General features: G+C 60.4%; 24 protein-coding genes. 14 read left to right on the forward strand and 10 right to left on the reverse strand.

Annotated elements, in window-relative coordinates:
* Nucleotides 1-28 precede the first annotated feature (28 nt).
* The 3 genes from cobS (at nt 29) to ACN0TA_RS13025 (ending at nt 4,334) form a co-directional block, all read left to right on the forward strand.
* Nucleotides 29-1,009 carry a cobaltochelatase subunit CobS gene (cobS, locus tag ACN0TA_RS13015; protein WP_417583590.1) on the forward strand — a complete coding sequence of 327 codons (981 nt, stop codon included), beginning with the start codon at nt 29-31 and terminating at the stop codon, nt 1,007-1,009.
* Nucleotides 1,010-1,176: 167 nt separating this feature from the next.
* Complete coding sequence (gene cobT / locus ACN0TA_RS13020) at nt 1,177-3,060, forward strand: cobaltochelatase subunit CobT (RefSeq protein ID WP_417583592.1); 1,884 nt, start codon at nt 1,177-1,179, stop codon at nt 3,058-3,060.
* 230 nt (nt 3,061-3,290) lie between these two features.
* Complete coding sequence (locus ACN0TA_RS13025; RefSeq protein ID WP_417583594.1) at nt 3,291-4,334, forward strand: M42 family metallopeptidase; 1,044 nt, start codon at nt 3,291-3,293, stop codon at nt 4,332-4,334.
* A 36-nt stretch (nt 4,335-4,370) separates the two neighbouring features.
* On the opposite strand, the gene ACN0TA_RS13030 is transcribed toward ACN0TA_RS13025, so the two are convergent.
* Complete coding sequence (locus ACN0TA_RS13030; RefSeq protein ID WP_417583596.1) at nt 4,371-5,006, reverse strand: VUT family protein; 636 nt, start codon at nt 5,004-5,006, stop codon at nt 4,371-4,373.
* 235 nt (nt 5,007-5,241) lie between these two features.
* The gene (rpmB, locus tag ACN0TA_RS13035) at nt 5,242-5,526 is read right to left on the reverse strand and encodes a 50S ribosomal protein L28 (protein ID WP_417583598.1); all 285 of its coding nucleotides are present in this window, start codon (nt 5,524-5,526) and stop codon (nt 5,242-5,244) included.
* 347 nt (nt 5,527-5,873) lie between these two features.
* On the opposite strand from rpmB, the gene ACN0TA_RS13040 reads away from it, so the two are divergent.
* The gene (locus tag ACN0TA_RS13040; protein WP_417583600.1) at nt 5,874-6,662 is read left to right on the forward strand and encodes a DUF3108 domain-containing protein; all 789 of its coding nucleotides are present in this window, start codon (nt 5,874-5,876) and stop codon (nt 6,660-6,662) included.
* 1 nt (nt 6,663) lies between these two features.
* On the opposite strand, the gene ACN0TA_RS13045 is transcribed toward ACN0TA_RS13040, so the two are convergent.
* From ACN0TA_RS13045 to ACN0TA_RS13060, 4 genes are all read right to left on the reverse strand, one after another.
* The gene (locus tag ACN0TA_RS13045) at nt 6,664-7,905 is read right to left on the reverse strand and encodes an MFS transporter (RefSeq protein WP_417583602.1); all 1,242 of its coding nucleotides are present in this window, start codon (nt 7,903-7,905) and stop codon (nt 6,664-6,666) included.
* On the reverse strand, nt 7,902-8,498 hold the full coding sequence (locus ACN0TA_RS13050; protein WP_417583604.1) for an ArsR/SmtB family transcription factor: 597 nt from the start codon (nt 8,496-8,498) through the stop codon (nt 7,902-7,904). The genes ACN0TA_RS13045 and ACN0TA_RS13050 overlap by 4 nt, the downstream gene beginning before the upstream one ends.
* A gap of 73 nt (nt 8,499-8,571) precedes the next feature.
* Complete coding sequence (locus tag ACN0TA_RS13055; RefSeq protein WP_417583606.1) at nt 8,572-9,534, reverse strand: DMT family transporter; 963 nt, start codon at nt 9,532-9,534, stop codon at nt 8,572-8,574.
* Between the two features lie 138 nt (nt 9,535-9,672).
* A complete protein-coding gene (locus ACN0TA_RS13060; protein ID WP_417583608.1) occupies nt 9,673-10,197 on the reverse strand; it encodes an AAA family ATPase in 525 nt (174 codons plus the stop codon).
* 447 nt (nt 10,198-10,644) lie between these two features.
* On the opposite strand from ACN0TA_RS13060, the gene ACN0TA_RS13065 reads away from it, so the two are divergent.
* The 3 genes from ACN0TA_RS13065 (at nt 10,645) to fdxA (ending at nt 14,454) form a co-directional block, all read left to right on the forward strand.
* Entirely contained in the window at nt 10,645-13,599 is a 2,955-nt protein-coding gene (locus tag ACN0TA_RS13065; RefSeq protein ID WP_417583610.1) for a helicase-related protein, read from the forward strand.
* 5 nt (nt 13,600-13,604) lie between these two features.
* Entirely contained in the window at nt 13,605-13,934 is a 330-nt protein-coding gene (locus ACN0TA_RS13070; protein ID WP_417583612.1) for an RNA-binding S4 domain-containing protein, read from the forward strand.
* Nucleotides 13,935-14,115: 181 nt separating this feature from the next.
* Complete coding sequence (gene fdxA / locus ACN0TA_RS13075; RefSeq protein ID WP_417583614.1) at nt 14,116-14,454, forward strand: ferredoxin FdxA; 339 nt, start codon at nt 14,116-14,118, stop codon at nt 14,452-14,454.
* Nucleotides 14,455-14,477: 23 nt separating this feature from the next.
* On the opposite strand, the gene ACN0TA_RS13080 is transcribed toward fdxA, so the two are convergent.
* Nucleotides 14,478-15,401, reverse strand: coding sequence for a helix-turn-helix domain-containing protein (locus ACN0TA_RS13080; RefSeq protein ID WP_417583616.1), 924 nt, complete (start codon nt 15,399-15,401; stop codon nt 14,478-14,480).
* Between the two features lie 165 nt (nt 15,402-15,566).
* Here ACN0TA_RS13080 and ACN0TA_RS13085 point away from each other — a divergent pair, with 165 nt between their 5' ends.
* The 7 genes from ACN0TA_RS13085 to ACN0TA_RS13115 all read left to right on the forward strand — a co-directional run bounded on the left by ACN0TA_RS13085 (nt 15,567) and on the right by ACN0TA_RS13115 (nt 20,299).
* The gene (locus ACN0TA_RS13085) at nt 15,567-16,730 is read left to right on the forward strand and encodes an amine dehydrogenase large subunit (protein WP_417583618.1); all 1,164 of its coding nucleotides are present in this window, start codon (nt 15,567-15,569) and stop codon (nt 16,728-16,730) included.
* Complete coding sequence (locus ACN0TA_RS13090; protein ID WP_417583620.1) at nt 16,727-17,257, forward strand: MauE/DoxX family redox-associated membrane protein; 531 nt, start codon at nt 16,727-16,729, stop codon at nt 17,255-17,257. The genes ACN0TA_RS13085 and ACN0TA_RS13090 overlap by 4 nt, the downstream gene beginning before the upstream one ends.
* A 27-nt stretch (nt 17,258-17,284) precedes the next feature.
* On the forward strand, nt 17,285-17,884 hold the full coding sequence (gene mauD, locus ACN0TA_RS13095) for a methylamine dehydrogenase accessory protein MauD (protein ID WP_417583622.1): 600 nt from the start codon (nt 17,285-17,287) through the stop codon (nt 17,882-17,884).
* A gap of 23 nt (nt 17,885-17,907) precedes the next feature.
* Complete coding sequence (locus ACN0TA_RS13100; protein WP_417583624.1) at nt 17,908-18,459, forward strand: methylamine dehydrogenase light chain; 552 nt, start codon at nt 17,908-17,910, stop codon at nt 18,457-18,459.
* Complete coding sequence (locus ACN0TA_RS13105) at nt 18,459-18,899, forward strand: c-type cytochrome (protein ID WP_417583626.1); 441 nt, start codon at nt 18,459-18,461, stop codon at nt 18,897-18,899. Before ACN0TA_RS13100 ends, ACN0TA_RS13105 begins: the two co-directional genes overlap by 1 nt.
* A complete protein-coding gene (locus ACN0TA_RS13110) occupies nt 18,896-19,345 on the forward strand; it encodes a c-type cytochrome (protein ID WP_417583628.1) in 450 nt (149 codons plus the stop codon). Before ACN0TA_RS13105 ends, ACN0TA_RS13110 begins: the two co-directional genes overlap by 4 nt.
* 393 nt (nt 19,346-19,738) lie before the next feature.
* Nucleotides 19,739-20,299, forward strand: a complete 561-nt coding sequence (locus tag ACN0TA_RS13115; protein ID WP_417583630.1) for a CarD family transcriptional regulator — start codon at nt 19,739-19,741, stop codon at nt 20,297-20,299.
* Nucleotides 20,300-20,424: 125 nt separating this feature from the next.
* Here ACN0TA_RS13115 and ACN0TA_RS13120 read toward each other — a convergent pair whose 3' ends face one another.
* The 3 genes from ACN0TA_RS13120 to ACN0TA_RS13130 all read right to left on the reverse strand — a co-directional run bounded on the left by ACN0TA_RS13120 (nt 20,425) and on the right by ACN0TA_RS13130 (nt 23,415).
* Entirely contained in the window at nt 20,425-21,897 is a 1,473-nt protein-coding gene (locus tag ACN0TA_RS13120) for a M48 family metalloprotease (RefSeq protein ID WP_417583632.1), read from the reverse strand.
* On the reverse strand, nt 21,894-22,685 hold the full coding sequence (locus ACN0TA_RS13125; protein ID WP_417583634.1) for a thermonuclease family protein: 792 nt from the start codon (nt 22,683-22,685) through the stop codon (nt 21,894-21,896). Before ACN0TA_RS13125 ends, ACN0TA_RS13120 begins: the two co-directional genes overlap by 4 nt.
* Nucleotides 22,686-22,860: 175 nt before the next feature.
* Nucleotides 22,861-23,415 (reverse strand): gamma-glutamylcyclotransferase, encoded by a 555-nt coding sequence (locus ACN0TA_RS13130; RefSeq protein WP_417583636.1) that lies wholly within the window; start codon nt 23,413-23,415, stop codon nt 22,861-22,863.
* Between the last annotated feature and the right edge of the window lie 21 nt (nt 23,416-23,436).

A 23,436-nucleotide genomic window follows, 5' to 3' on the forward strand; every position in this document is an offset into this window, starting at 1 on the left:
GACCGGTGCGCCCGAGACGAGGCAAATTATGACTGAGTTTTCAAATCAGCCCGACACCGAGTATTCAGTACGCGATCTGTTCGGGATCGACAGCGACATGGTGGTCAAGGGCTATAAAGAGCACACCGACCACGTGCCCGAGATCGATCCGGATTATCTGTTCGATCGCAACACGACACTTGCCATTCTCGCTGGCTTTGCCTTCAACCGCCGCGTCATGGTTCAGGGCTATCACGGCACGGGCAAGTCCACCCATATCGAACAGGTCGCGGCGCGCCTCAACTGGCCATTGGTTCGCGTCAATCTCGACAGCCATGTCAGCCGTATCGACCTTGTCGGCAAGGATGCCATAGTCCTGCGCGACGGCAAGCAGGTTACCGAGTTCCGCGACGGCATCTTGCCCTGGGCCGTGCAGAACAACATCGCCCTTGTGTTCGACGAATACGACGCCGGCCGTCCCGACGTGATGTTTGTTATTCAGCGCGTGCTCGAAGTGGCCGGTCGCCTGACCCTGCTCGACCAGAATCGCGTCATCCGCCCACACCCTGCCTTCCGGCTGTTTGCGACGACCAATACAATTGGTCTTGGCGACACTTCGGGGCTCTATCACGGCACCCAGCAGATCAACCAGGGCCAGATGGACCGTTGGTCGATCGTTGTAACGCTGAACTATCTGCCCCATGAAAAGGAAGTCGGCATCGTTCTGGCCAAGGCCAAGTCCTACAACAAGGACGACGAGGGCAGAAAGCTGGTGTCCAACATGGTGCGCGTCGCCGACCTGACCCGTTCCGCTTTCATCAATGGCGATCTTTCGACAGTGATGAGCCCGCGCGCCGTGATCACCTGGGCCGAAAACGCCGAAATCTTCGGCGACATCGGCTTTGCCTTCCGGCTGACCTTTTTGAACAAATGCGATGAACTCGAGCGCCCCGTGGTCGCCGAATTCTACCAGCGTGTGTTCGGGGTCGATCTGCCGGAGTCTGCAGCAAATCTGGCGATCTCGGCATAAAGCCGCAACAGTCTCTCATCGCTCGTCGACGCGGCGACCTCTCCGCCCAAAAGAAGTAAAACGAGGGGACCGCCAGGTTCGTTACCTCTCCCTGATTGGGGAGAGGTCGGCTCGAAGAGCCAGGTGAGAGGCCCTCCTCCCCGGCACGATACAGAACGAAGTGACAAATGGCCCAGCCCCCGCGCATTAAAGCCAACAAGCCCGATCCCACCGGCCCGTTCAAGGCGGCTGTCGGCGCGGCTCTGCGCACTGTGGCAGGCAAGCACGATCTCGAAGTCTCCTTTACCGCCGATCGTCCCATCCTGACCGCCGACAAGGCGCGTCTTGCCGCCCTGCCTCGCCTGCCGACCTCACGAGACATTGCCATCGCCCGCGGTCAGGGCGATGCGATGGCCATGCGCATGGCCAGCCATGACGCCGACACCCATCGCCGCCTCGCTCCCAAGGATCCCGACGCCAAGGCTGCTTTTGATGCGCTCGAACAGGCGCGCGTGGAATCGCTTGGGTGTTCGCGCATGGCGGGCATGAGCGGCAACATTGCCGAAATGATCGAAGACCGGCTGTTCCGCGCCAATTACGCCAATGTCACCGACATCGCCGATGCGCCGCTGGCCGAGGCGCTCGGGTTGATGATGCGCGAAAAGCTCGCCGGCATTCCCATCCCCCCCTCGGGCACCCCCCTTGTCGATCTCTGGCGCGAAAAGCTCGAAGGCAAAATCGGCGCCTCGCTGGACGAGTTGGCCAACGACCTCGACAACCAGACCGAATTTTCACGCAAGACCCGCTCCATCCTGCGCGACCTCGACCTTCTGGCCGAAGCCGATCTCGATCAGTTCGATCAGGACGATTCCGATGGCTCCGATCAGGACGCTCAGAACAATCAGGCCATGAATGGCGATGAGGAAGAGCAGAGCGGGGACGCCGACAATCAGGACATGGACGGCACCGACGAGGCGCCGGGCGAGCACGAGGAAACTGGCGACGTCGAAGGCATGGAGGCCGACAGCGCCGATTCCGACGAGGACGCCCAGGCCGAAACCGGCGAAGATGCGCCCGCCCCGCCCCCGCAGGGCGAAGGCGACCAGCGCCTGTCCAATCAGCCCACATACAAGGTGTTTACCGACAAGTTCGACGAAATCATTTCGGCGGCAGAACTGTGCCCGCCCGAAGAGCTCGATCAACTCCGTCAATTGCTCGACAAGCAGCTCGAACATCTTGCCGGCGCCGTCGCACGGCTTGCCAACAAGCTCCAGCGCCGCCTGATGGCGCAACAGAATCGCGGCTGGGATTTCGATCTCGAAGAAGGCGTGCTCGACACCTCGCGGCTCACCCGTGTGGTGACCGACCCGCTCCAGGCCCTTTCGTTCAAGGCCGAGCGCGACACAGAATTTCGCGATACCTGCGTCACGCTGCTGATCGACAATTCCGGCTCCATGCGTGGTCGCCCCATCACCATTGCCGCGATCTGCGGCGATATCCTTGCCCGCACCCTCGAGCGCTGCGGCGTCAAGGTCGAAATCCTCGGCTTTACAACGCGCGCCTGGAAGGGCGGGAAGTCCCGTGAAGCCTGGCTCGATGCCGGACGCCCCTCCAATCCGGGCCGCGTCAACGACATCCGCCACATCATCTACAAGGGGGCAGACGAACCCTGGCGTCACGCCAAGCGCAATCTGGGCCTGATGATGCGCGAGGGTTTGCTCAAGGAAAATATCGACGGCGAGGCCCTGCAATGGGCGCATAAGCGCATCGTCAACCGCCCTGAAAACCGCCGTATCCTGATGGTGATTTCCGACGGTGCGCCGGTCGACGATTCCACCCAGAGCGTCAATCCTGGCAATTACCTCGAAGCCCACCTGCGGGCTGTGATCGAGGAGATCGAAACCCGCTCGCCAGTGCAGCTCGTTGCCATCGGCATCGGCCACGATGTCACCCGCTATTATCGTCGCGCCGTCACCATTCTCGACGCGGACGAGTTGGCCGGTGCGATGACCGACAACCTTGCCGACCTGTTCGATGAAGAACTGCCCGGAGAAGCCCGCCGGCGGCGATGAGCCGTCATGGACGGCCACCCGGCACTGAACGCACCCCTGTGCCATGCTGATCGCTCCTGCCGGCTCCACCGCGTCATCGGACAGCGCTCGGAAAATATTTATTCAGCTATTGGGACTTGGCTCTTGCCCGATCGGCAAACGCGCATCACCATCACCCCAGACACCTGTTTTCATGTCTTCCGGCGCGTTCTGCTGCTGGATTCTTGTCTATCCTCTTTTGGGAGTTCTTCATGAACATCGACCTCCTCCGCGCGCTTTGCGAAACCCCTGGCGTGCCGGGTCGCGAGCACCGCGTCCGAAAACTCATCGAAACCGAGATCGAGGGTCTGTTCGACGACGTTCGCACCGATTCCATGGGGTCGCTGATTGCCGTCCGCCGTTCGCGCACCAAGGCTGAAAAGCCGCTCAAGATCATGCTGCTCTGCCACATGGACGAAATTGGGTTCCTGGTCACCCATGTGTCCGAGAAGGGCTGGATCCATATCGACAATGTCGGCGGCTTCGATCCGCGCACGCTGTTTGCGCGCCGCGTTCGCGTGTGTACCCGCGACGGCGATTATCCCGGCGTGATGAACGCTAGCGGGCGTCCGCTGCACATTTCCTCGCCCGAGGACCGAAAAAAGATACCCGCCGTCAAAGAGTTCTTCGTTGATATCGGCATGGGGGCGGAAACCCGCTCGAAGGTTCAGGTCGGCGATTTCATCGTCATGGAAGAACCGCTGGTTGAAATGGGCGACAAGATCGTATCGAAAGCGCTCGATAACCGCGTAGCCTGCTGGCTCGGCATCGAAGCGATCCGCGCGCTCGACAAGAGCGGCGTCGACCATGATTGCGAAATCCACGTCGCTTTCACAACCCAGGAAGAAGTTGGCCTGCGCGGCGCAAAGACTGCCGCCTTCGCTGTCATGCCCGACATTGGGCTGGGCATCGATACCACGCTGTCCTGCGACACGCCGGGTGTACCCGAAAACGAGATGGTCACCGCTCAGGGCAAAGGCGTCGGGCTGAACATCAAGGATGGTTCGTTCATCGCCGATTTTGATCTGATCGAGGAAATCGAAGCGCTCGCGGTCAAGGAAAAGATCCCCTTCCAGCGCTCAATTCTCGCTTCGGGAGGGCAGGATGCGGCCGCTGCCCAACAGGCAGCCGCCGGTGCGCGTGCCGTCGGCATCATGGTGGGCACCCGCTACATCCACACGATAGCTGAAATGATCGAGAAGTCTGACCTTCAGGCAGCGCTCGACATTCTGGTCGCCTACCTCAAGGGCAAGTAAGCGTCAGCTGCCCTCCCCTTGCGGGGAGGGCAACACTCAGGCTGCAATCACCCGGTCGGGGATCATCGATCGCAAGATCTTGTAGGGCGCGAGCAGCACCAGGGCCATGATGATTTTGATCAGGAAGTCCCCAACGGCCAGGGACACCCAGAGCGGGGTCTCGAAGGCAAAGATCGACAAGAACGGCACAGCAAAGCCGAGCGAAGAATCCTCATAGCCAAATCCCGTATCGAGAAACGCAAAGGCGCCGGCAAAGGCGACCCCGAAAAACAAGAGCGTGTCGACGATAGAGCCGGTAATCGAAGAGGTCAGTGGCCCCTTCCACCAAAGCGCGGTACGCAGGCGATGGAAGATCTGGGTATCGAGAAGCTGGGCCACCAGAAATGCAGCCCCCGAGGCAATTGCAATACGGGGCGAGGCCAGGGCAATGCTCATCGCCACCGCAATTGCGAACCCTACGAACACCACCTTGCGTGCAGCGGTGGGGCCGAAATGGCGGTTTGTCAGGTCATTGACCATGAAGGCCAGCGGATAGGTGAATGCACCCCAAGTGAGGATTTCGGCAAGATCGAGAGCGCCGATCTGCGCCTGCACGGGAAATTGAACGAGATAGTTCGATGCGGTGACCACGACCGCCATAGCCAGAACGGCCCAGAAAAAACGTACGCCCATAGCGTCGCTATCCTTTTGTCCAAGAGCGGCAAAATGGCCGCCGGATTGATCCCACAAAGCCTTGGGCTTCGATGAAAATGACGCTGTCCGGCAGATGACCGGCGCGTCTCTAGCGTGTTTCCCAATAATAATGGCGATCGCGTTTAACGCATGAAATACCACTGACAAGAAACAACAAACGCCGCGTCAGGTTGCCCTCACGCGGCGCGAAACGTGTATGCGAGCTGAATGCGCCTTAGTTGGCGACAGCGGCCCGAACTTCTTTCTTGATGCCCAGGGCGCGAACCGAAAGTTCTTCGTCCTTGGCCTTCAAAAGGAAGGCATCGAGACCACCGCGGTGCTCGACAGTCCGCAGCGCAGCAGCGGAAATACGCAGCTTGACCGAGCGTTCGAGCGACTCAGAGAGCAGCGTCACATCGCAAAGATTGGGCAGAAAGCGGCGGCGGGTCCGGTTGAGCGCATGGCTCACATTGTTGCCGGTCATCACGCCCTTGCCGGTGAGTTCACAGCGCCGTGCCATTGTTTTAATTCCTGTCAATCGTATCGGGACCGGGCGGTGCTCGGTCAACCGATTGGGTTCTGTTTGTTTATCGTCGCCCTGCCGAGCCAAAAAAGTGCGAACCACTTTCGTCTGGCAGCGCTCCAGCTGGAAGAAACTTTGGCCGGGGATATAGAGAAAGTGCCCCCGTCCGTCAAGCGCTAGCGGACATCTGGCCCACCGATTGTGACTCTTTGGTGCCCGCAGAAATCGCAAGGCACCACTTCTGGGCGCTGGACAGGCCGAATCGCAACAGGCAACGTAATCGCTACGCTGATTCGTGACGCGGCGAATCCGGTTGCGCCCCTTGTAGAGAAAAAGAGATTCGCGTGAAACGCTTTTCCCTATCGTCTTTTGCTGTCGGAATCACACTTGCCCTTGGGTTTACAGCCCCGGCAGTCGCTCAGCAGCAAGGCTCAATTGCCTCCTATATCGTTTCGATCGGCGGCATCAACGTCTCCACCATCGACATCCGGCTCGGGCTTGAAGGCGCGAGCTACCAGCTCGATGTGGTTGCAGATGTCGCGGGGTTGGCCCAGGTCGTTGCGCAAGGCTCGGGGGCCGTCAATTCGGGTGGTGCAATAACAGCGACCGGTCTGCAGTCGAGCCGGTTCTATCTCGAAACCCGCGCCGCCGATGAACGCTTTGCGCTCCAGACCGTCTATTCGGGCGGCAACGCCTCGGTTGGCGATGTCAGCCCGGCGCTGACGGAAAGCGTAGACAGGGTGCCCGTCAACGCATCGCACCGCTCCGGCGTCAACGATCCGCTGGCCGCCTTTATCCTGCGTGGCCAGGCTTTGGACGGAACGCTCTGCAACCGCACCTTGCGCATTTACACAGGCATAGAGCGCTTCGACATGCCGCTCACCTATGTGGAAACCACAACCGCCACGTCGACCCGCACTGCCTATCAGGGCCCCGTTGTCCTGTGCGCCATGCGTTACGTGCCGATTTCCGGCCATTTCGAAACCTCGGAAATCACCGCCTATCTGCGCGATTCCAACCGCATGCTGGTCTGGTACATGCCCTTGAACGATTCGGGCTTTTTTATCCCCTACCGCGTGCTGATGGGCTCGAGCTTTGGCGACATCTCAATGGTGCTGGTCGGACTGCAATAGGCTACACTCGCCGCGGCTCCCCTTCCCGATCTGAAAACCCGCGAAAGCTCTTGAAGACTAGCGGCATCAGCGTCATTACAAGATAGCACAGCCCCGCCACCCAGAACGCAGCCGAAAGCCCCAGCCCGGCAATCAGCGCGCCCCCGAAGATGCCGCCGAACGGCATCAGGGCCCAGGCCGATGCCGTGACCAGCGATGAAACGCGCCCCACAAGCTGTTCGGGGATGCGCTCGAGAATCACCGCCGAGATGATCGGGTTGAGAAAACCCGATGCGAACCCGCCGACGGCCAGGGTGATCAGTATACCCATCAGTGGGGCGTCGAATGCGAACATCGCAAACCGCGGAAACCCGATGATCATGAAGGCTATGACATAGACCGGAAGCCGTGGCATTTTTTCGCCCAGGGCCGTTGCCACCATGGCCCCCAGCACCGAAAATCCCGACATCACCGCGAAAACCAGCCCCAGCGTCTCGGCCCCGCGCCCGCTCTGCTGCGCCCAGACCGGTACAAGAACCGCGGCATAGGCCTGATCGAGCAGATTGGTTGCAGCGACCATCAGCGCAATTCCGACCAGAACGGCGTCGCCGCGCAGGAAGTCAAAGCCCTCCTTGAGTTCTGCGCCATAACTTGTCTTGGCCGCCGATGCTGACGTTTTTTTCTGTACCAGCGTAGCCTTTCGCACGCCGACCAGCAGGATCAGCGCAGCAAACCCGAGCGTGAACGCGTTAAAACTCAACGCCATGGCTGGCCCGACAAGCGCGACCAGCGCCCCCGCTGCCCCGGCGCCGGCCATTGAGGCCAATCGCTCGATAGTGCCGATCACGCCGGTCACCCGCTCAAGGGGCAGGCCAGCCCGGCGCGCTACAAGAGGCACCAGCGCATGTTTTGCGCCATCGGCCGGCCCTTGCACCACCCCGACCAATACAACCAGGGGAAACAGCACTGCGATGCTGAGCAGATCAAGCATCGCAAGCAAGGGGATCGCTCCCACGGCAACAGTGCCAAAAACATCGCCCAGGATCGAAATCCGTCGTGGTCCGACCCTGTCGATCAACGGTCCCGCCAGCGCCTTGGCCAAAACATAGGGCGCCATTTCAGCAAAAACGACGAGCCCTGTCATGATGGGATCGCCGGTTACCGTCAACACCAGCCAGGGAATGGCAATCACCGAAAGCCGTGTGCCGGAAATTGAAAAAATCTGCGCGATGACAAGCGCGAAAAAATCCCGCCGGCCCTTCATTTCTCATCATCCCTGCCCAATGGGCTGTAGGGAAAACCATGCAGATGCACAGTGTAGGGCCGCCAGTCCTCGGGCAGTTGTTCGCCCGGCGCTGGCGCCTCGGCCTTGGCGCGCGCCAGCAGCGTGTGCATGTCCGTCATCAACGCCAGCGCAGCCTCAGGGGACATGGCAATTGTGTAATCTGAAAAGGTCTGTGCCTTTTGCCACGCCTTGGGCAGATTGGGAAAATCGTCATGGGCACGTTGCGTGGCTGCCGCATGATGGCTGACGACCGATTGCAACATCGCCATGGTGGCATCGAGCGCTTCGCCGGGTTCAGCTTCGGCGGGTTCGAACACAGTCGCGTCGTGCTTGGACGTCCACCACCTGTCGCGCCTGTTGCCTCGCTCCTGATCGGCCTCGATAAACCCATGATGCGCCAATTGCCGCAAATGATAGCTAGTCGCCCCCGAATTGAGACCGAGCCTGGCAGCAAGCGTCGTCGCCGTTTGCGGCCCTTCCATGCGCAGAATACCGAGCATTTTCAGCCGGTCGGGATGGGCGAGCGCTTTAAGCGCCTTGGGGTCGGGAACGATGTTGGACAGTTCACGCATTGTCTGGCCTCGCTGGCTGAGTTGCCAACGAACCTAATATTGCAAAATAAGTTTTGCAAATATTTCTTTGCAGTCAGCAGTCAGACGCGCTATCGGGCTTGATCGCCACCCCGGACTGCGGATCAGCGGCCAGCGACGGCGGCAATGGCGTACCCCGTTCGCGCTCGCGCATCAGGGTCAAAAGCCCCGATCCAACGATAAATATAATTCCCACGACCATCGGCAGATCGACACGTTCGCTGAAAAAGAAATAGCCGATGACCAAAGCCCATATCATCTGGCTGTATTGGGTCGGCCCTACAATCGCCGCGGGCGCACGCGCCGATGCCAGCATCAAGAGCACATTGCCCAGCGCCGCCAGCAACCCGTATCCAGCCAGATAGATCCATTGTTCGGCGGCCGGCATTACAAACACCGGGATCATGCCAACCCCGCATATGGTCAGCCACCCCAGAACCCCGGCCCCGTAGAGTGAAATGTTCTTTTCGCGCGCGCCCATTGCCCGGAAAACCACAATGGAAATTGCTCCGCTAAGCCCGCCGACAATGGCCCCGAAATGCCCGATTGAAAGTTCGCGAAACCCGGGGCGCAAAATGATGAGCACGCCGATAAAACCGATAATGACAGCGCTCCAGCGCTTGATGCCCACCTGTTCTTTCAAAAACACAACGGACATGATGGTCACGAACGAGGGCAGCAAGAAGATCAGCGCAAAGGCCTCGGCCATTGGCAGATAGCTGAATGCCGTAACGCTGCCGATCGCCCCGAACCCCGAAGCGATGAAACGCACCATCCACAACGGACGATTGGTTGTGCGCACGGCATCGCTCCATGTGTCACCGTCTTTCTTGAGAAACGGGAATGCTGCAAGCCCGAACGCAGCACCGAAAAACGCGATCTCGATGGGGTTTATGCCGCCTTCGATAATTTTGACGAAACCATCGCTCCAGGCGTAAACGGCAAAGGCGGCAAACGCCAAGGCAATGCCTTGTCCGATTCTTGCGGACGGCGAGGCGTAGAGAGGTGTCGTTGCCATGCGCCATCTCCGGATTACGGGCATACGATTGTCTGGCCCGGCTTTAACAAGCCGCAACATCGCCTATCGGCAATCGCCACCTCTGTCAGTCAAAGATTGCGCATAATTGAGATGCGCGCACCGCAGCACCGCGCCGGTTCAATAGTGTCCAAGCGCGTCGAGCACGAAGTCGGCCCGCGCACCAACGCCCATCCGTCCGATTTCGCGGATTTGATATCCCAGCTGAGGATAAACGCCGCACAAACGATCATACTCGGCAACGCTATCCTCGAACCCGTGGCGACGCTCACCATCGGTGACAAATATTTCCGGCCAGGGCGGCGTCATGAAGACCTGGTCGTGATAGCGGTGAAGCCCGGCTTGCGCCATCGCCTCGTCGGTTCCCAAAGCCACTGCGGCATCAACCAAACCCCTGTCGAAAAACACGAGCCCGGTTTCGCCGGCCATGCGCGCACGATCTTCGAGCGCCAGTGCCATCGCGCGTCGCGCAAAACCAGCCATATCGACCCAGGGCAATGCATGCCCGCCTCCCGCCAGTTCGTCGGCAACGATCCTGCGCCCCGGTTCAGGCACAACTGCAAAACCGCGCGCTTCCAGTTCGGCGAGCAATGTCGACTTCCCACCGCCAGAACATCCTGAAATCACGACAAAATTTGCGCTCATGGCCGCTCCCGGTCGATCACATCGTCGTCCCATTTCGGGACGGTCAAAATCTTTTTCGTCAAGATTGAAGAAATTTGGGGCCGGCAAGCCAGCATCCCCGCCTTAATGGCGTCCGACCGGCAGAAAATTTCATCTTAACGTATCGTAAGCAAACACGCCGATTCCGCCTGCGTTAACGCTTTGGCAACCAAGGTGAACGGATTTGGCGCGTTTTTCATCCCCCCAGACCGGGTCCGGTGAGCCCTAGTGGCACATCGCCCAACACCGCCACAACATCCTGTAGAGAACAAATCAGGACTCACGCACGCTCCCCGATTCGGTTCGCATTTGTTCCGCTTTCGTTCGAAATGTTAAATTTGCCGGGCCGTCGGCCATTGCCTTTCCCGCTTTGATACACCACCTTGCGCATCAAAACCTCTATCTCCTTTGCCCTTAACCCCAGAGCCGATGACCTCAATTCCATCTCAGGCCGTCAAGGCCGTGCTCGGCCCCACCAATACCGGCAAGACCCATTATGCCATCGAGCGCATGCTGGCTTATCGCTCAGGCGTCATCGGCCTGCCGCTGCGTCTTCTGGCCCGTGAGGTTTATAATCGGGTTGTTGAACGGGTCGGCGAATCGGTAGTGGCGCTGGTCACCGGCGAAGAGCGCATAGTGCCCAAGGCCGCCCGCTACTGGGTCGCTACCGTCGAGGCCATGCCCACCGACATGATGGTCGACTTCCTCGCCATCGACGAAATCCAGACAGCTACAGATTTTGACAGGGGCCACGTTTTCACCGACCGCCTGTTGCACGCAAGAGGGCGCGCCGAGACCCTGATTCTGGGTGCGCAAACAATGGAACCGGTGATCCGCCGGCTCCTGCCCCATGCAGATATCACCTTCCGCCCCCGCTTTTCGCAGCTGACCTGGGCCGGATCGCGCAAAATTTCCCGTCTGCCCCGCCGCTCGGCGATCGTCGCCTTTTCAGCCAGCGAGGTTTACGCCATCGCCGAATTGCTGCGCCGGGAAAGAGGGGGCGCCGCCGTTGTCATGGGGTCGCTCTCCCCGCGCACCCGCAACGCCCAGGTCGATCTGTTCCAAAACGGCGATGTTGAGTTTCTCGTTGCCACCGACGCGATCGGCATGGGGCTCAATCTCGATGTGTCCCACGTCGCCTTCGCCTCGGATTCCAAGTATGACGGCCGCCAGTTCCGGCCTTTGATTCCGGCCGAAATCGGCCAGATAGCCGGGCGCGCCGGGCGCCACATGCGCGATGGCACCTTCGGTGTCACCGGCGGTACCGACCCGTTCGACGACGAAGTTATCGCCGCACTCGAAGCCCACGATTTCGCGCCGATCAAACAGCTTCAATGGCGCAGCCGCGATCTCGATTTTTCTTCGCTGCCGGCGCTTCTGGCCAGTCTCGAAGCCGTTCCCCAGCATCCGGCGCTCACCCGCGTGCCCATCGCCACCGACCAAAGAGCCCTCGAATTTCTCCTTCGACGCGAAGAGGGCCAATTGGCCACATCGCGCGAAAGAGTCGAAATGGCCTGGTCATGCTGTCAAATTCCCGATTTCCGTGACATATCTCCAGCCGCGCATGGCGAAATCGTCACGCGCATCTTTTCAGGGCTCGCATTAGCTGGAAGGATAGACGCTGATTGGATTGCCGAGCAGGTCCGGTTCTGCGACAATACGGTTGGCGACATCGATACGCTGTCCAACCGGATCCGCCAGATTCGGACCTGGACTTTCATTTCTAACCGCAGGAACTGGCTGGAAGACCCCACTCACTGGCAGAAAACGACCCGAGCGATCGAGGACGCTTTGTCCGACGCCCTGCACGAAAAGCTGATTCAGCGTTTCGTCGACCGGCGGACCAGTGTGCTGATGCGTCATCTTAGAGACAAGCAGATGGTATCACCAGAAATCACCGAAAAAGGCGAACTTGCGATCGAGGGCCATGTCATCGGCACGATCGAAGGGTTCCGATTCACGCTCTCACGCATCGACGGCGAAGCCGATTCGAAAAACCTGCGTACTGCGGCCGCCTCGGTCGTCGCCCCGGAAATCGCCAAGCGCGCAGACCGCCTGGCCGGCGCGCCCAATGAGGAGTTCGTCCTCGCCACCGATGGCGTTGTCCGTTGGCGCGGCGAAGTGGTTGCAGAATTGGCCGAAGGCGCGACACTTTTTGCACCGCGCATCATCATTTTGGCCGACGAAAGCCTTTCAGGCCCCGATCTGGAAAAGGTCGAAGACAGGCTATCGCTCTGGCTGCGTCACCACATCAACACCCAGCTCGAACAGGTTGTTGCCCTGCTTGAACCGGTCGATCTCGACGGCGCCGCGCGCGGCATCGCCTTCCGGCTGGCGGAAAACCTGGGGATCATCGCGCGGCCAGAAATCGCCGATGAGGTCAAAGGTCTCGACCAGGACACCCGCGCCAAGCTGCGCAAGCTCGGCGTCAAATTCGGTGCCCACCACATCTACCTGCCCCTCACGCTCAAGCCCGCACCGCGCGAGCTGGCGCTGATCCTGTGGGCCCTCAAGCATGGTGGTGTGCGCCAGCCTGGCGTCTCGGAACTGCCCCACATCATCCTGTCGGGCCGCACCTCGTTTCCCATCGACACAAATTTCGACCGGCGCCTGTACGAAGTTGCCGGGTTCAAAGTCGCTGGCGAGCGCATAGTCCGCGTCGATATTCTTGAGCGGCTTGCCGACATCATCCGCCCGCTCGTGGCCTATGATGCCAACCGCCCCGTCGACACCCCTCCGCCCGAAGGCGCTGCCGAAGCCAATGGGTTCCGCGTCACAGTCGAGATGACATCGCTTCTCGGTTGCGCTGGCGAAGATTTCGCTTCGATTCTGAAGTCGCTTGGCTATCGTCTGCGCCGCACGCCCAAGGCACCGGAACAAACGCCGGCGCCCGATGCCCAGCCGATGGAAACGGCTGCATCAACAGACATACCGCAGCTACAGGCACAGACTGACGCGCCAATCGCCGAAACCGCCGTCGCAGAAGCCGCGCTCGAAGGCGCGCCGGCAGATGCTGTCACCGAGGCCGTGGTGGCCGAGCCGGCCCCTGCTCCCGAGGCGACGGCCGACGCTGACCCGGTCCCTGTTGCGACGGAAGCTCAACCCGAAGCACCCGCTGAGCCCGAATTCGACGAGGTGTGGTTCCCTGCGGGCCGCCGTCCCGAACGCACCCGCCCCGAGCGCGGCAAGCGCGAGAACAACCGCGCCCCCCGGCCAGACGGACAGCAGCGCTTCAAGGGCAAGGGTGGCAAACCCGGTCATCCGGGCAAAACACCCCATCAGGACAATCGGGGCAATGATCGCCCCCGTCCCGAACGCCGCGAAAAGCCGATCGATCCCGATTCGCCCTTCGCAGCGCTTGCGGCGCTCAAGACCCGCAAATAGGCACAATGATTGTCGAGGCGCCGAACCGTCAGCGTCTCGACAAATGGCTTTGGCATGCCCGCATCGCAAAAACCCGCACGCTTGCCCAGAAGTTGATCGAATCCGGCGCGGTCAGGGTCAATGGGCAGCGCGTTCTGGCCAGCGACCGCAGGGTTGGTCCCGGAGATGGACTCACTTTGCAGATCCATACCCGCCTGCGGGTTCTGCGCATCATTGGCCTTGCCGATCGCCGCGGCCCGGCAAGCCTGGCCATGACCCTTTACGAAGACATTTCACCCCAGGTGCCGCAGCACCCGCCAGCCCCCGATTTTCCCCCGCGCAAGCCATTTGGCTAGCAAATGAGCCCTCGCCGTGCGTTGAAGGAAACGACAATCTGCCCGCGCCGGCAAAACCGGAAACCTGATCGCTTTTGCTGGGCTTTCTTGGCAAGCCAACGCCTTGAAAGCCACGTCAAAACGGTTTAGCAAGCATGCGCTTGGCCATTTCCTCACACTCGCCAGCTATCAGGATTGCTTTATGACCTATGTCGTCACCGACAATTGCATCAAGTGCAAATACACCGACTGCGTGGAAGTCTGCCCGGTCGACTGTTTTTACGAAGGTGAAAACATGCTGGTCATTCACCCAGACGAGTGCATTGACTGCGGCGTGTGCGAGCCCGAATGTCCGGCCGACGCTATCAAGCCCGATACCGAGCCCGGGCTCGACAAATGGCTCGAAATCAACACCAAGTTCGCATCGGTCTGGCCCAACCTGACCGAAAAGCGCGACGAGTTGCCCGAAGCCAAAGATATGGATGGCGTCGAAGGCAAGTTTGAAAAATTCTTCTCCGAGGAGCCCGGCGAAGGCGATTGAGGCTCGGCCCGGCTGGGGCAACCTCAACCATACCGGCGCCGCGCCAGTGTTTCTGAGGGCGTCTCCCCGAACATGGCTGCATAATACTGGGCAAACCGGCCCAGATGCCAAAAACCCCAATTCATGGCGACGTCCGAAACCGTTCGCCCTGCCTCCGGGCAATCGCAGAGGTCGCGCCGCACAGCCTCAAGGCGCTTGAGCCGCGACCATTCGCTTGGCGAAAGCCCGGTCACCTGCCGGAACAGCACCCGCAGTCGGGCCGGCTCCATTCCGATGGCCTGCGCCATCTCCCCCACCGATAGCGGCTCACCGGCCTGGCTAGCGATAAAGTCGCGCAATAGCCGATATTGACTGGCCGCTTCCGGATAGTCTGGCGGTTCGCAACTTTTGGCGTGGACCGTCAGCCCAACAAGGCAATCGTGCAGCATACCGGTCAGCACCCGATCATATTGCGGCCCTTGCGGCGCCCGTCCACACCGATGCGCGTCGAACAGTGACAACAGCCAGTCGGTGAACCCTTGCACCTGTTCACACCGCTCGACGGTCGCCGGATCGAAAAAATCGACATTGGGCAAATGCGCAGCAAACAGCTCGGCCTCCGCGCTGACGATCAAAAGGTCGGACGGCGCGCTGCCGGCGATGACAACCTCCTGCCCGCCCGGCGCGATCATCAATGATCGGCTGGCCAGCGCGCTCGCTTCCACTCGCCAGCTCCCATCGGCCCCCAGCGGTATGGCAAACAGCAACCGCCCGCACGGACCTGCAGTTTCCTGAAGAATGGGCACCCCAATCCGCTCGCGGTAAACCGTCATGCCCGGCAGGGCGAGCGTATCAATGCTGCCCCAATACCGGCCACTGCCGATCTGGTCATAATGCTGGGACCAGCCCACAAGCCCGGTTTCCTGCTCGAAGGCATCCTCATAATCGGCATGATGGTAGGCAAGCATAAAAGACGACCGCAGAATTGATCCGACCCGATGCTAGTCACTCGCCCTCATTTTGGTCAACAATTTTAATTGCCCAAAATTTAGTCATTTATCAGATTCAAACTGGATAGCGCGCCCGCTTCCGTCCTGCCTAAGCTTGCTCCATTGAACGCGATGGAGACCCGCATGGTGAGGCAACCCTATCTACTGGCGCTTGCGCTAGGCACTGCCCTGACGATTCCAGCTTTCGCTCAGGACAGCGCAGATGCGCCCGAGCCGATTGCTCCGGAGACCCTTACGGTCAAGGAAACGATCGATCCTGGGCCAAATGTTATTTCGAACGCTCAGTCATGGGATGGTGCAGGCGCCTTTCAGGTCTGGTCCGCCGAGGATTTGACCTACAAGGGCAACCTTACGACCGGCTCAATGTCGCAGATGCTGATCTCGCCCGACGGCGCCACGGCCTACGGCCAGTCCACCTACATGAAGCGCATCACCCATGGCGATATCGAGCACGTGCTCGAAATCTATGATGTGGCAACGCTTTCGATCACTTCTGAAATCGCCCTGCCGACCAAGGCGGCCATGGTTGCAGCTTACACGCCCTACCTGGCAATGAACGCCGCGGGCACGCTGGTTTACGTCCAGAACGCCACCCCCGCGACCTCGGTTACAGTTGTCGACGTCGCGGCCGGTGAAGTTGTCCAGGAAGTGCCCACGCCGGGCTGCTTCGGCGTCTACCCGACGCTTGAAGGCAACGGCTTTTCGACTGCTTGTGGCGATGGCAGTTTTGCCAGTTTCGATCTGGGGGAAGATGGAAGCGAAATGTCCCGCTCGAGCTCCGAGCCGGTCTTCGATCCCGATGAAAACCCGATCTTCATTGCCGGCAAGCGTATTGGTGAGGCTCTGGCCTTCATCACATACAATGGCGATCTCATCACCCTCGATGACAGCGGGGAAGCCATTGCCCTGCTCGACATGGTTTCGATTACCGATGGTGTCGATGAAGACTGGGCACCGGGCGGTTATGATCTTTTTGCCTACAGCCCGACGGCAGACATCCTGTTCGTGGCGATGCATGCAGACCCCTATGACGGCTCGCACAAGAACGCGTCTGAGGAAATCTGGGCTTACGATGTGTCTGAAGACACCGTGCTCTACCGCACTCATGTCGAAGGCGTGATATCCCTCTCGGCCACCGATGAAGAGGCCCCCAAGCTCTACGCAGTCAATGAGCACGAAGGCACTCTTGAAATCTTCTCGTCCGACCCCGACGCCAAATTCGTTCTCAAGCACGAGACCTCCACAGATTCGCGCGGCTGGGCAACAGTGGTCTCGGTGGCTCAATGAACGGCGCTGATTTCATGACCCTGCTCGCGGGCACGGCTGGCGCGTTTACAGCGTTGCTTTTTGCCCGCGCCGCCTGGCACAAATTGGCCGATTTCACCGAGTTCACCGGCTTTGTCGCCGATTACCAATTGGTGCCCGAGCCTCTGGTTCGGCCGGTATCCGCGGCAATCGTCGCTGCGGAAACCGCAGTCGTACTGGCCTTTCTACTGCCCGGCGGAGCGCCTTTCGGGGCCGTTATCGCCATGGCACTGCTGCTTGGTTACGCGGGCGGCATGGCCATCAATCTCCAAAGAGGCCGCGACCGGATCGAATGTGGCTGCGGTGGCGCAGCCCAACCGCTGTCCTGGTCGCTGATCGGACGCAACATCGCGATTGCCGCACTTGTGGCCAGCGCGCTTTTTGCACCCATCACGCTCAATCTCGAAGGGGCAATTGCCGCGATCGGAGCCGGGTTCACGCTCTGGATTGGGTTTATCGCCGTCGAACAGCTTCTGGCCAATGCCGCGCGCTTTTCGCTCAAGCGCTGATTGCGCCAACATTTTTGGATGGATGACATGAATGCACTGATATTTGCCGTAGGCGTCCTCTGGGTGATCGTCCTCGCCCTGATCGTCGTCGTCTTTGCCCTGGCCCGCCAGATTGGCGTGCTGTTCGAGCGCGTGTCCCCGATGGGCGCTCTGGTCAATGATTCCGGACCCAAGATCGGCGACACCACCCCGGTCTACACACTGCCCAATCTCAATGGTGGGGCCGTCACCATCGGCCCCAAGCCAAGCCGTTCGACACTTGTCTTTTTCCTCTCGCCAACATGCCCGGTTTGCAAGAAGCTGCTGCCCATCCTGCGTTCGGTGAAAACCGACGAAAGCGGCTGGCTCGATGTTGTCCTGGCCAGCGATGGCGATCTGGACAAGCAAAAGCGGTTTATCGACACCGCCAAGCTCAACGACTTCCCCTATGTCGTCTCCACAGAGCTGGGCTTGGCCTACCGCGTTTCGCGTCTGCCCTTCGCAGTGCTGTTCGATGAGAACGGGACGATCAAATCCAAGGGCCTGATCAACAATCGCGAGCAGCTCGAGAGCCTGTTCAACGCCTCCGAAATGGGCGTCGGCTCGATCCAGAACTACCTCGACGCCCCAATTCCGGCCACCAACTGAAAGCGCTTCAGGGAGCAATAGATATGAATGGTTTGATCGACTCTCTTCTGGCCTGGATGGACAAACGGGCCGAAAACTCAGCTCGCCAGGTCGCACAGCAGACTGGCAGGCGTAATTTTCTCTCCAAGGCGGGCGCTGCCGTCGTAGGCGGTGTCGTCGGCGGCACGATGCTGCCGATGCTGCCCTATGACCGCAATTTTGGCATGGCCTTCGGTCAGGAAGGCGCCTCGCCCGACGGGGACCAGACAGATTGCGAATACTGGCGCTATTGTGCGCTTGACGGCAATCTTTGCAACGATTGCGGCGGCGCCATCGACCAGTGCCCGCCGGGTTCGGAAGCCTCTTCTGTCGCCTGGGTCGGCACCTGCGCCAACCCCAATGACGGCAGGGATTACCTGGTTTCCTACAATGATTGCTGCGGCAAGGCATCGTGTTCAGGCTCGTTCTGCTTCACCTCCGAAGGCGAACGGCCCGGTTATCGCATGGGCCTGTACAACGACATCAATTGGTGCATGGCCAACGCTTCCAAGGGCTACCACTGCACTGTCGCCATCGTCGTGGGGCTTGCCGAGTGATGCGGCTGGCCATCCTGACCCTGGTCCCGGCGCTGCTTCTTGCAGTGCCGGGATTTGCCCAGGACGACACCGCTGGCCGGTTCGGTGCCATCTGTGGCGCCTGTCATATGCCCGACGGCTCCGGCGTCCCCGGCCTAGCCCCGCCAATCAACGACCCCGCATTATATGAAACGCTCGGCGACGCCGCGCCCACCTATCTTGCCGGGGTCATTGTTTCCGGCCTCGCCGGCACCATCAACGTCAGGGGCCAAACCTATGCGGGACTGGTCATGCCACCCCACGCTCATCTCGGTGACGCTGAAATCGCAGCGCTTGGCACCTACTTGCTGACAACTGTCAACGACACCGATTTGGCGCTGGACGCAGCCACTGTCGCATCGGTGCGCGAGGCGCCGCCGTCCCATGCCAATTTGCGGGCCATGCGTGAGGGCAGCGAGTGAAGCGCGCTCTGGTCTTTTCCCTTGTTTGCGTTCTCGGCCTGAACGATTTCGCACGGGCACAGGAGCACACACCGCACACCAACTATGTCCTGCGCTGCGCTGGCTGCCACGGCATGAACGGATCGGGTGCCCCCGCCGCCGGCATTGCCGATTTCAATGGCATGGTGGGCGCGTTCACCGGTATCGACGAAGGTCGGACCTATCTCATGCACGTGCCCGGCGTCGTTGGCTCGGGCCTTTCGGACAGCGAAATCGCCGCTGTGATGAATTACGTCATGGAAACCTGGGCCGGCTCGTCCCTGCCCGACCCTTACGTGCCCTTTACCGCATCCGAGGTTGGCGAACGCCGCGCCATCGACATTCCCGACGTCGTCGAAAACCGCCGCGAAGTTGCTGCTCTGCTCGAGGCGCTGGGGATCGAGACAGCCGATTATCCTTGGCCATAGACCGCCCGCAACAAATCAGCTGTGGCCCGTTTCGGGCCGTCAACAGCCGGCTGGCTTGAAAAAGACAGCCTCACTTACCATATGACGTTGCAAGCGGAGCGCCATCGGAATAGGCGCCGCCAAGTGGTTGATTCGTAACTTTTGATTTTGTCACTCAACTGTGGTATTGTGTCCACAACCAGTTGCAACAGCCCTCACGCTAACCCGTGCCCACTAGGGCACTTTTTTATGAAACAAGCCACGATCTCCAAACGAACTGACCGGAAATCAGCGGAACCGGCCGGGAGAGTTGTGCGACTGAAAAATGATCCTCAAGGGATCACGCAAAGTAGAGATTGAGACGCGTCTGCCGCAATGAGCGCGTCCATCACGGCGTCAACAGGAGTAGCCAATATGGCAACTAAAAAGACCACGCAGCGCGCGGGCTTCAAGACCGGCGAGTATGTCGTTTATCCCGCTCACGGTGTTGGCCTCATCCATTCCATCGAGGAACAGGAAGTCGCAGGACTTACGCTGGAGCTGTTTGTCATCGGCTTTGAACAGGACAAGCTGACGCTGCGCGTACCCGTTGCCAAAATCAATTCTGTGGGCATGCGCAAATTGGCCGAACCCGAAGAAGTTACCAAGGCGCTCGATACCGTCACCGGTCGCGCCCGCGTCAAGCGCACCATGTGGAGCCGCCGCGCTCAGGAATATGAGGCAAAGATCAACTCCGGCGATCTCATTGCGATCTCCGAAGTGGTCCGCGACCTGTACCGTTCGGAAGAACAGCCCGAGCAGTCCTATTCCGAACGCCAGCTCTTCGAGCAGGCCATGGACCGCATGAGCCGCGAAATTGCATCGGTGAACAAGATCACTCTCACCGAAGCGGTCAAGCTCATCACCAAGAATCTGGCTAAAAGCCCGCGTCGCGGCAAGTCCGACGCAGCCGACGCCGAGGAAGCCGCAGCCTAATTGGCAGCGCCTCTAGTCAAAAAAAAGGCCGGTCCCATCGACCGGCCTTTTTTGTGCGTATCCATCAAGCTGACCCTTTGCGCCAGGCAAGACCCTTCGGACGCTTGCTTGAAATCTCAAAACCCTTAGTCGACCCGCACGATCTTGTACGATCCACCCGATTCGACCGGATCGCCAGGCAGCAGATTGTTGAGCACCAAGAACAGCTCGCGTCCGCGATTGAGTTGGGGCATGCGCTGGGCCAGCGTATCGGCATTATCGCTACCGGCCGCCCGCACCAGGCCGAGCTTGATGCTGCGGATGGCTGCGAGATCGCTCTGCTGGGTCCGGCGCAGGCTTTCGATTGTCTGCTGCGCGGCGTTGCGGAACCCTGCGCTGTCCTCGCGTCCGGCAAAAATGAACCGGAACACTGCATTGTCGACACGCGCCACAGTCACATCGAAGAACCATTCATCGGTCCTTGCCCGCCCCGTCGCCGTCTCGATGCCGTTGATAGAGCGCGTGGTCACGGTTTCAGGCTGCAAGCCGGCGATCCAGCCCGAACGCAGATAGTCGGCAAGCGATGTCGAGGAGGGCACCTGCGCGCTGTCAAAACGCAGCGCAGCGCCATCGCCGGCCACCGCCACAACGGCCTGGTTCGACATCTGCAGCGCATAGTCGGACGGCACGGTGAAGGTCAGTCGGTATTGCGGCGAGATATAGCGCTGGCCGACAATGGCGCCCTGCTTGCTGGAATCGCCAAACGTGATCCCGTCCACTGCCGAAAGATAGCCCTGCCGGTCGGTAATTCCGACGCCCGGCTCGCCATAATTGCGCGCTTCATTGATCGCACGCTGGATCCGGTCGGGGGTCGAGGGGTGCGAGGACAGGAAATCCTCACCGCCGTTCGAAGCGCTGACGAACTGTGCAAACCGGCCCATGGCCGTGAGGAACCGGGCTGCCGCATGCGGATCGTATCCGGCCCGAGCGGAAATTTTGATGCCTTCGCGATCGGCCTCGAGCTCCTGGTTCTGGGAAAAGGCGGCAAGGTTCTGCGCCGAGCGTTCAGCCGTCGCATTGGGATCGAGCACTCCGCCCAAAACACCGGTTATCACACGATCGACGATTTCCGTCGTCCGCACCCGCGCCGAGCGGGCGCGCGCATGGCGCAGCGTCACGTGGGCAATTTCGTGGGCGATGACCGCCGCCAGTTCGCTCATGTCGTTGGCCAGCGCCAGAATGCCGCGCGTCACATAGATGAAACCGCCGGGCAGGGCGAAAGCATTGACCTCGGATGAATCGAGGATTGTGATCGTGAACTGGGTGGCCGGCTGGCCGGCCGCGGCAAGCAGCTTTGAGACCATGCGCGCCAGCATCAGCTCAGTGGCCCGGTGCTCATACACCCCGCCATATGAGGCAATGATGCGTGGATGCTCGCGCAGCCCGATCACTGCATCTTCAGGGTCGGTGCCTGCGGGCACGGCCGGGGCCGAGCCACCGGTCTGGCGCGTGGCGATATCCGATCCGCCGATCAGCCCCGAACACCCTGCGACCGAACCCACAAGCACAAGGCTCGTGCCCGACAGAAAGGCGCGACGTGTCAGTGTCCTCTCGCTCATGGCCTTGCCAGAACCTCGATCTGTTCGGGATGGGTAATATCGATACGCGGCCCGTCAGCGCTTTCAATCCAGCCGCGAACCCGGATCACTGCATTGTCGAATCCAAGCGGATCGATACCCGCTTGCTCGAAGACCCGCAATCCCGCGCTCTCAATCACAGCGGTAAAATCTTCGCGCCACACGCGCCCGAAATTGAGATAGACCCTGCTGCCCACCCGCTCGGCGTTCAGCACGCGCCCTTCGACCAGCTCATAGCCACCCTCGCGTTCGAGCAGCGCCTGATGATCGCCGCCATCGCGGATCGCGTAATAGGGGTCGCGCCAGATTCCCAGCCGATCGGCACGGCCCTGAGCTTCGGCGGCGTAAAGCACATCCAGACATGATCGGTTGTCGGGAAAGGAATAGACACGCGCCAGCCCCAGACGCAGCATTTCCGCCTGCACCCAGATTTCCGTCCCGTTCCGCTCAACGACAACATGGGCCAGCGCCCGCCCGTGCCGGTCGCGGTTCTCCCCGCCATAATAAAGGGTGACGTCCCGGCCCATAACAAGGTCTTCGATGGCTGCTTTGGCCTCATCGCCCAACGGCCAGGCCTCGAACCCATCGCGCCCCAGGGGCAGTTTGGGCGCCTGAATGCCCACCAGCCGCACGGTCAGGCCGGTATCGAGATCGACGGTATCGCCATCCGAAATAGCCACCACCCGACCGGAGGGCCCGGCTTGCAGCGCATCGCAGGTTTGGGAAAGGGCAGGCGCAGCGCCCGGAACAGCCATAAGAAGTGTCGACACGAGCAAACGTCTGAGCAAAGTCGGCCTCTGAACCGCGCCGCCAGCCGGCGGCAATCTTGTTGGACTGATCCTTGGCATCCCCCATCATGCCTCGGATTCGATTGTGGCCCCACTGTGCACTCAATTGCGGCAAAAATCATCACTATTGTCCGCATTGGGCTTTTGCGGGTCGCTGTCACCCCGCTTCGGCGTGTTTCCGGCTCTTGCCAATCATCGCCGCCAGCGCCTGAACCTGCCGATCGGCAATCCCCATCTCTTTGAGATGCCGGGCCGTGTTGACCACGTATTCGACATTGGGCCCCGCTTCCCCAACGGCGCCGTCGACCAGCGCAAACTGCGCGTCCAGCGACAGCCGGCCCGCATATTGGGCATGTTTGGGATCGGCAACGAAGGTTAGCGTGTCGACGATTTCGCCATTGGCGAGTTTGGCCGGCCGGTGGGTTTCGAGGTAAACCCCAGTTACCTGTTCGCGCTCACGCAGATATTCGCGCACCTCTGGCCAGTCCTTGGCGGCCACCTTGAACGCCATCCCGGCGCATGAACCGCCCCGTTCCAGCCCAAAAACGAGTCCCGGCCGCGCCTCTGTGCCCCGGTGCCGGTGCGAATAGATGCACAATCGCCGATGCACCCCGTGCAACAACGCCCGCTCGGCGCGCTCGAACACAAACCCGGGCCGCCAGATGAGCGATCCGTAACCGAAGACCCAGGGCGAAGATGGTTCATAAGGCATGGACATATCCAAAGGTTTGGC

The organism is Pelagibacterium sp. (assembly GCF_048264985.1).
GTDB lineage: Bacteria > Pseudomonadota > Alphaproteobacteria > Rhizobiales > Devosiaceae > Pelagibacterium.

Bases quoted from the DNA above. Each gene is read 5' to 3' on its own strand.
- ACN0TA_RS13030 (WP_417583596.1), bottom strand. From the start codon at position 5,006: ATGGGCGTACGTTTTTTCTGGGCCGTTCTGGCTATGGCGGTCGTGGTC.
- cobT (WP_417583592.1), top strand. From the start codon at position 1,177: ATGGCCCAGCCCCCGCGCATTAAAGCCAACAAGCCCGATCCCACCGGC.
- ACN0TA_RS13100 (WP_417583624.1), top strand. From the start codon at position 17,908: ATGAATGGTTTGATCGACTCTCTTCTGGCCTGGATGGACAAACGGGCC.
- ACN0TA_RS13045 (WP_417583602.1), bottom strand. From the start codon at position 7,905: ATGAAGGGCCGGCGGGATTTTTTCGCGCTTGTCATCGCGCAGATTTTT.
- ACN0TA_RS13060 (WP_417583608.1), bottom strand. From the start codon at position 10,197: ATGAGCGCAAATTTTGTCGTGATTTCAGGATGTTCTGGCGGTGGGAAG.
- ACN0TA_RS13090 (WP_417583620.1), top strand. From the start codon at position 16,727: ATGAACGGCGCTGATTTCATGACCCTGCTCGCGGGCACGGCTGGCGCG.
- ACN0TA_RS13070 (WP_417583612.1), top strand. From the start codon at position 13,605: ATGATTGTCGAGGCGCCGAACCGTCAGCGTCTCGACAAATGGCTTTGG.
- ACN0TA_RS13105 (WP_417583626.1), top strand. From the start codon at position 18,459: ATGCGGCTGGCCATCCTGACCCTGGTCCCGGCGCTGCTTCTTGCAGTG.
- ACN0TA_RS13065 (WP_417583610.1), top strand. From the start codon at position 10,645: ATGACCTCAATTCCATCTCAGGCCGTCAAGGCCGTGCTCGGCCCCACC.
- ACN0TA_RS13085 (WP_417583618.1), top strand. From the start codon at position 15,567: ATGGTGAGGCAACCCTATCTACTGGCGCTTGCGCTAGGCACTGCCCTG.
- mauD (WP_417583622.1), top strand. From the start codon at position 17,285: ATGAATGCACTGATATTTGCCGTAGGCGTCCTCTGGGTGATCGTCCTC.
- ACN0TA_RS13050 (WP_417583604.1), bottom strand. From the start codon at position 8,498: ATGCGTGAACTGTCCAACATCGTTCCCGACCCCAAGGCGCTTAAAGCG.
- ACN0TA_RS13130 (WP_417583636.1), bottom strand. From the start codon at position 23,415: ATGCCTTATGAACCATCTTCGCCCTGGGTCTTCGGTTACGGATCGCTC.
- cobS (WP_417583590.1), top strand. From the start codon at position 29: ATGACTGAGTTTTCAAATCAGCCCGACACCGAGTATTCAGTACGCGAT.
- ACN0TA_RS13025 (WP_417583594.1), top strand. From the start codon at position 3,291: ATGAACATCGACCTCCTCCGCGCGCTTTGCGAAACCCCTGGCGTGCCG.
- ACN0TA_RS13055 (WP_417583606.1), bottom strand. From the start codon at position 9,534: ATGGCAACGACACCTCTCTACGCCTCGCCGTCCGCAAGAATCGGACAA.
- ACN0TA_RS13080 (WP_417583616.1), bottom strand. From the start codon at position 15,401: ATGCTTGCCTACCATCATGCCGATTATGAGGATGCCTTCGAGCAGGAA.
- fdxA (WP_417583614.1), top strand. From the start codon at position 14,116: ATGACCTATGTCGTCACCGACAATTGCATCAAGTGCAAATACACCGAC.
- rpmB (WP_417583598.1), bottom strand. From the start codon at position 5,526: ATGGCACGGCGCTGTGAACTCACCGGCAAGGGCGTGATGACCGGCAAC.
- ACN0TA_RS13115 (WP_417583630.1), top strand. From the start codon at position 19,739: ATGGCAACTAAAAAGACCACGCAGCGCGCGGGCTTCAAGACCGGCGAG.
- ACN0TA_RS13120 (WP_417583632.1), bottom strand. From the start codon at position 21,897: ATGAGCGAGAGGACACTGACACGTCGCGCCTTTCTGTCGGGCACGAGC.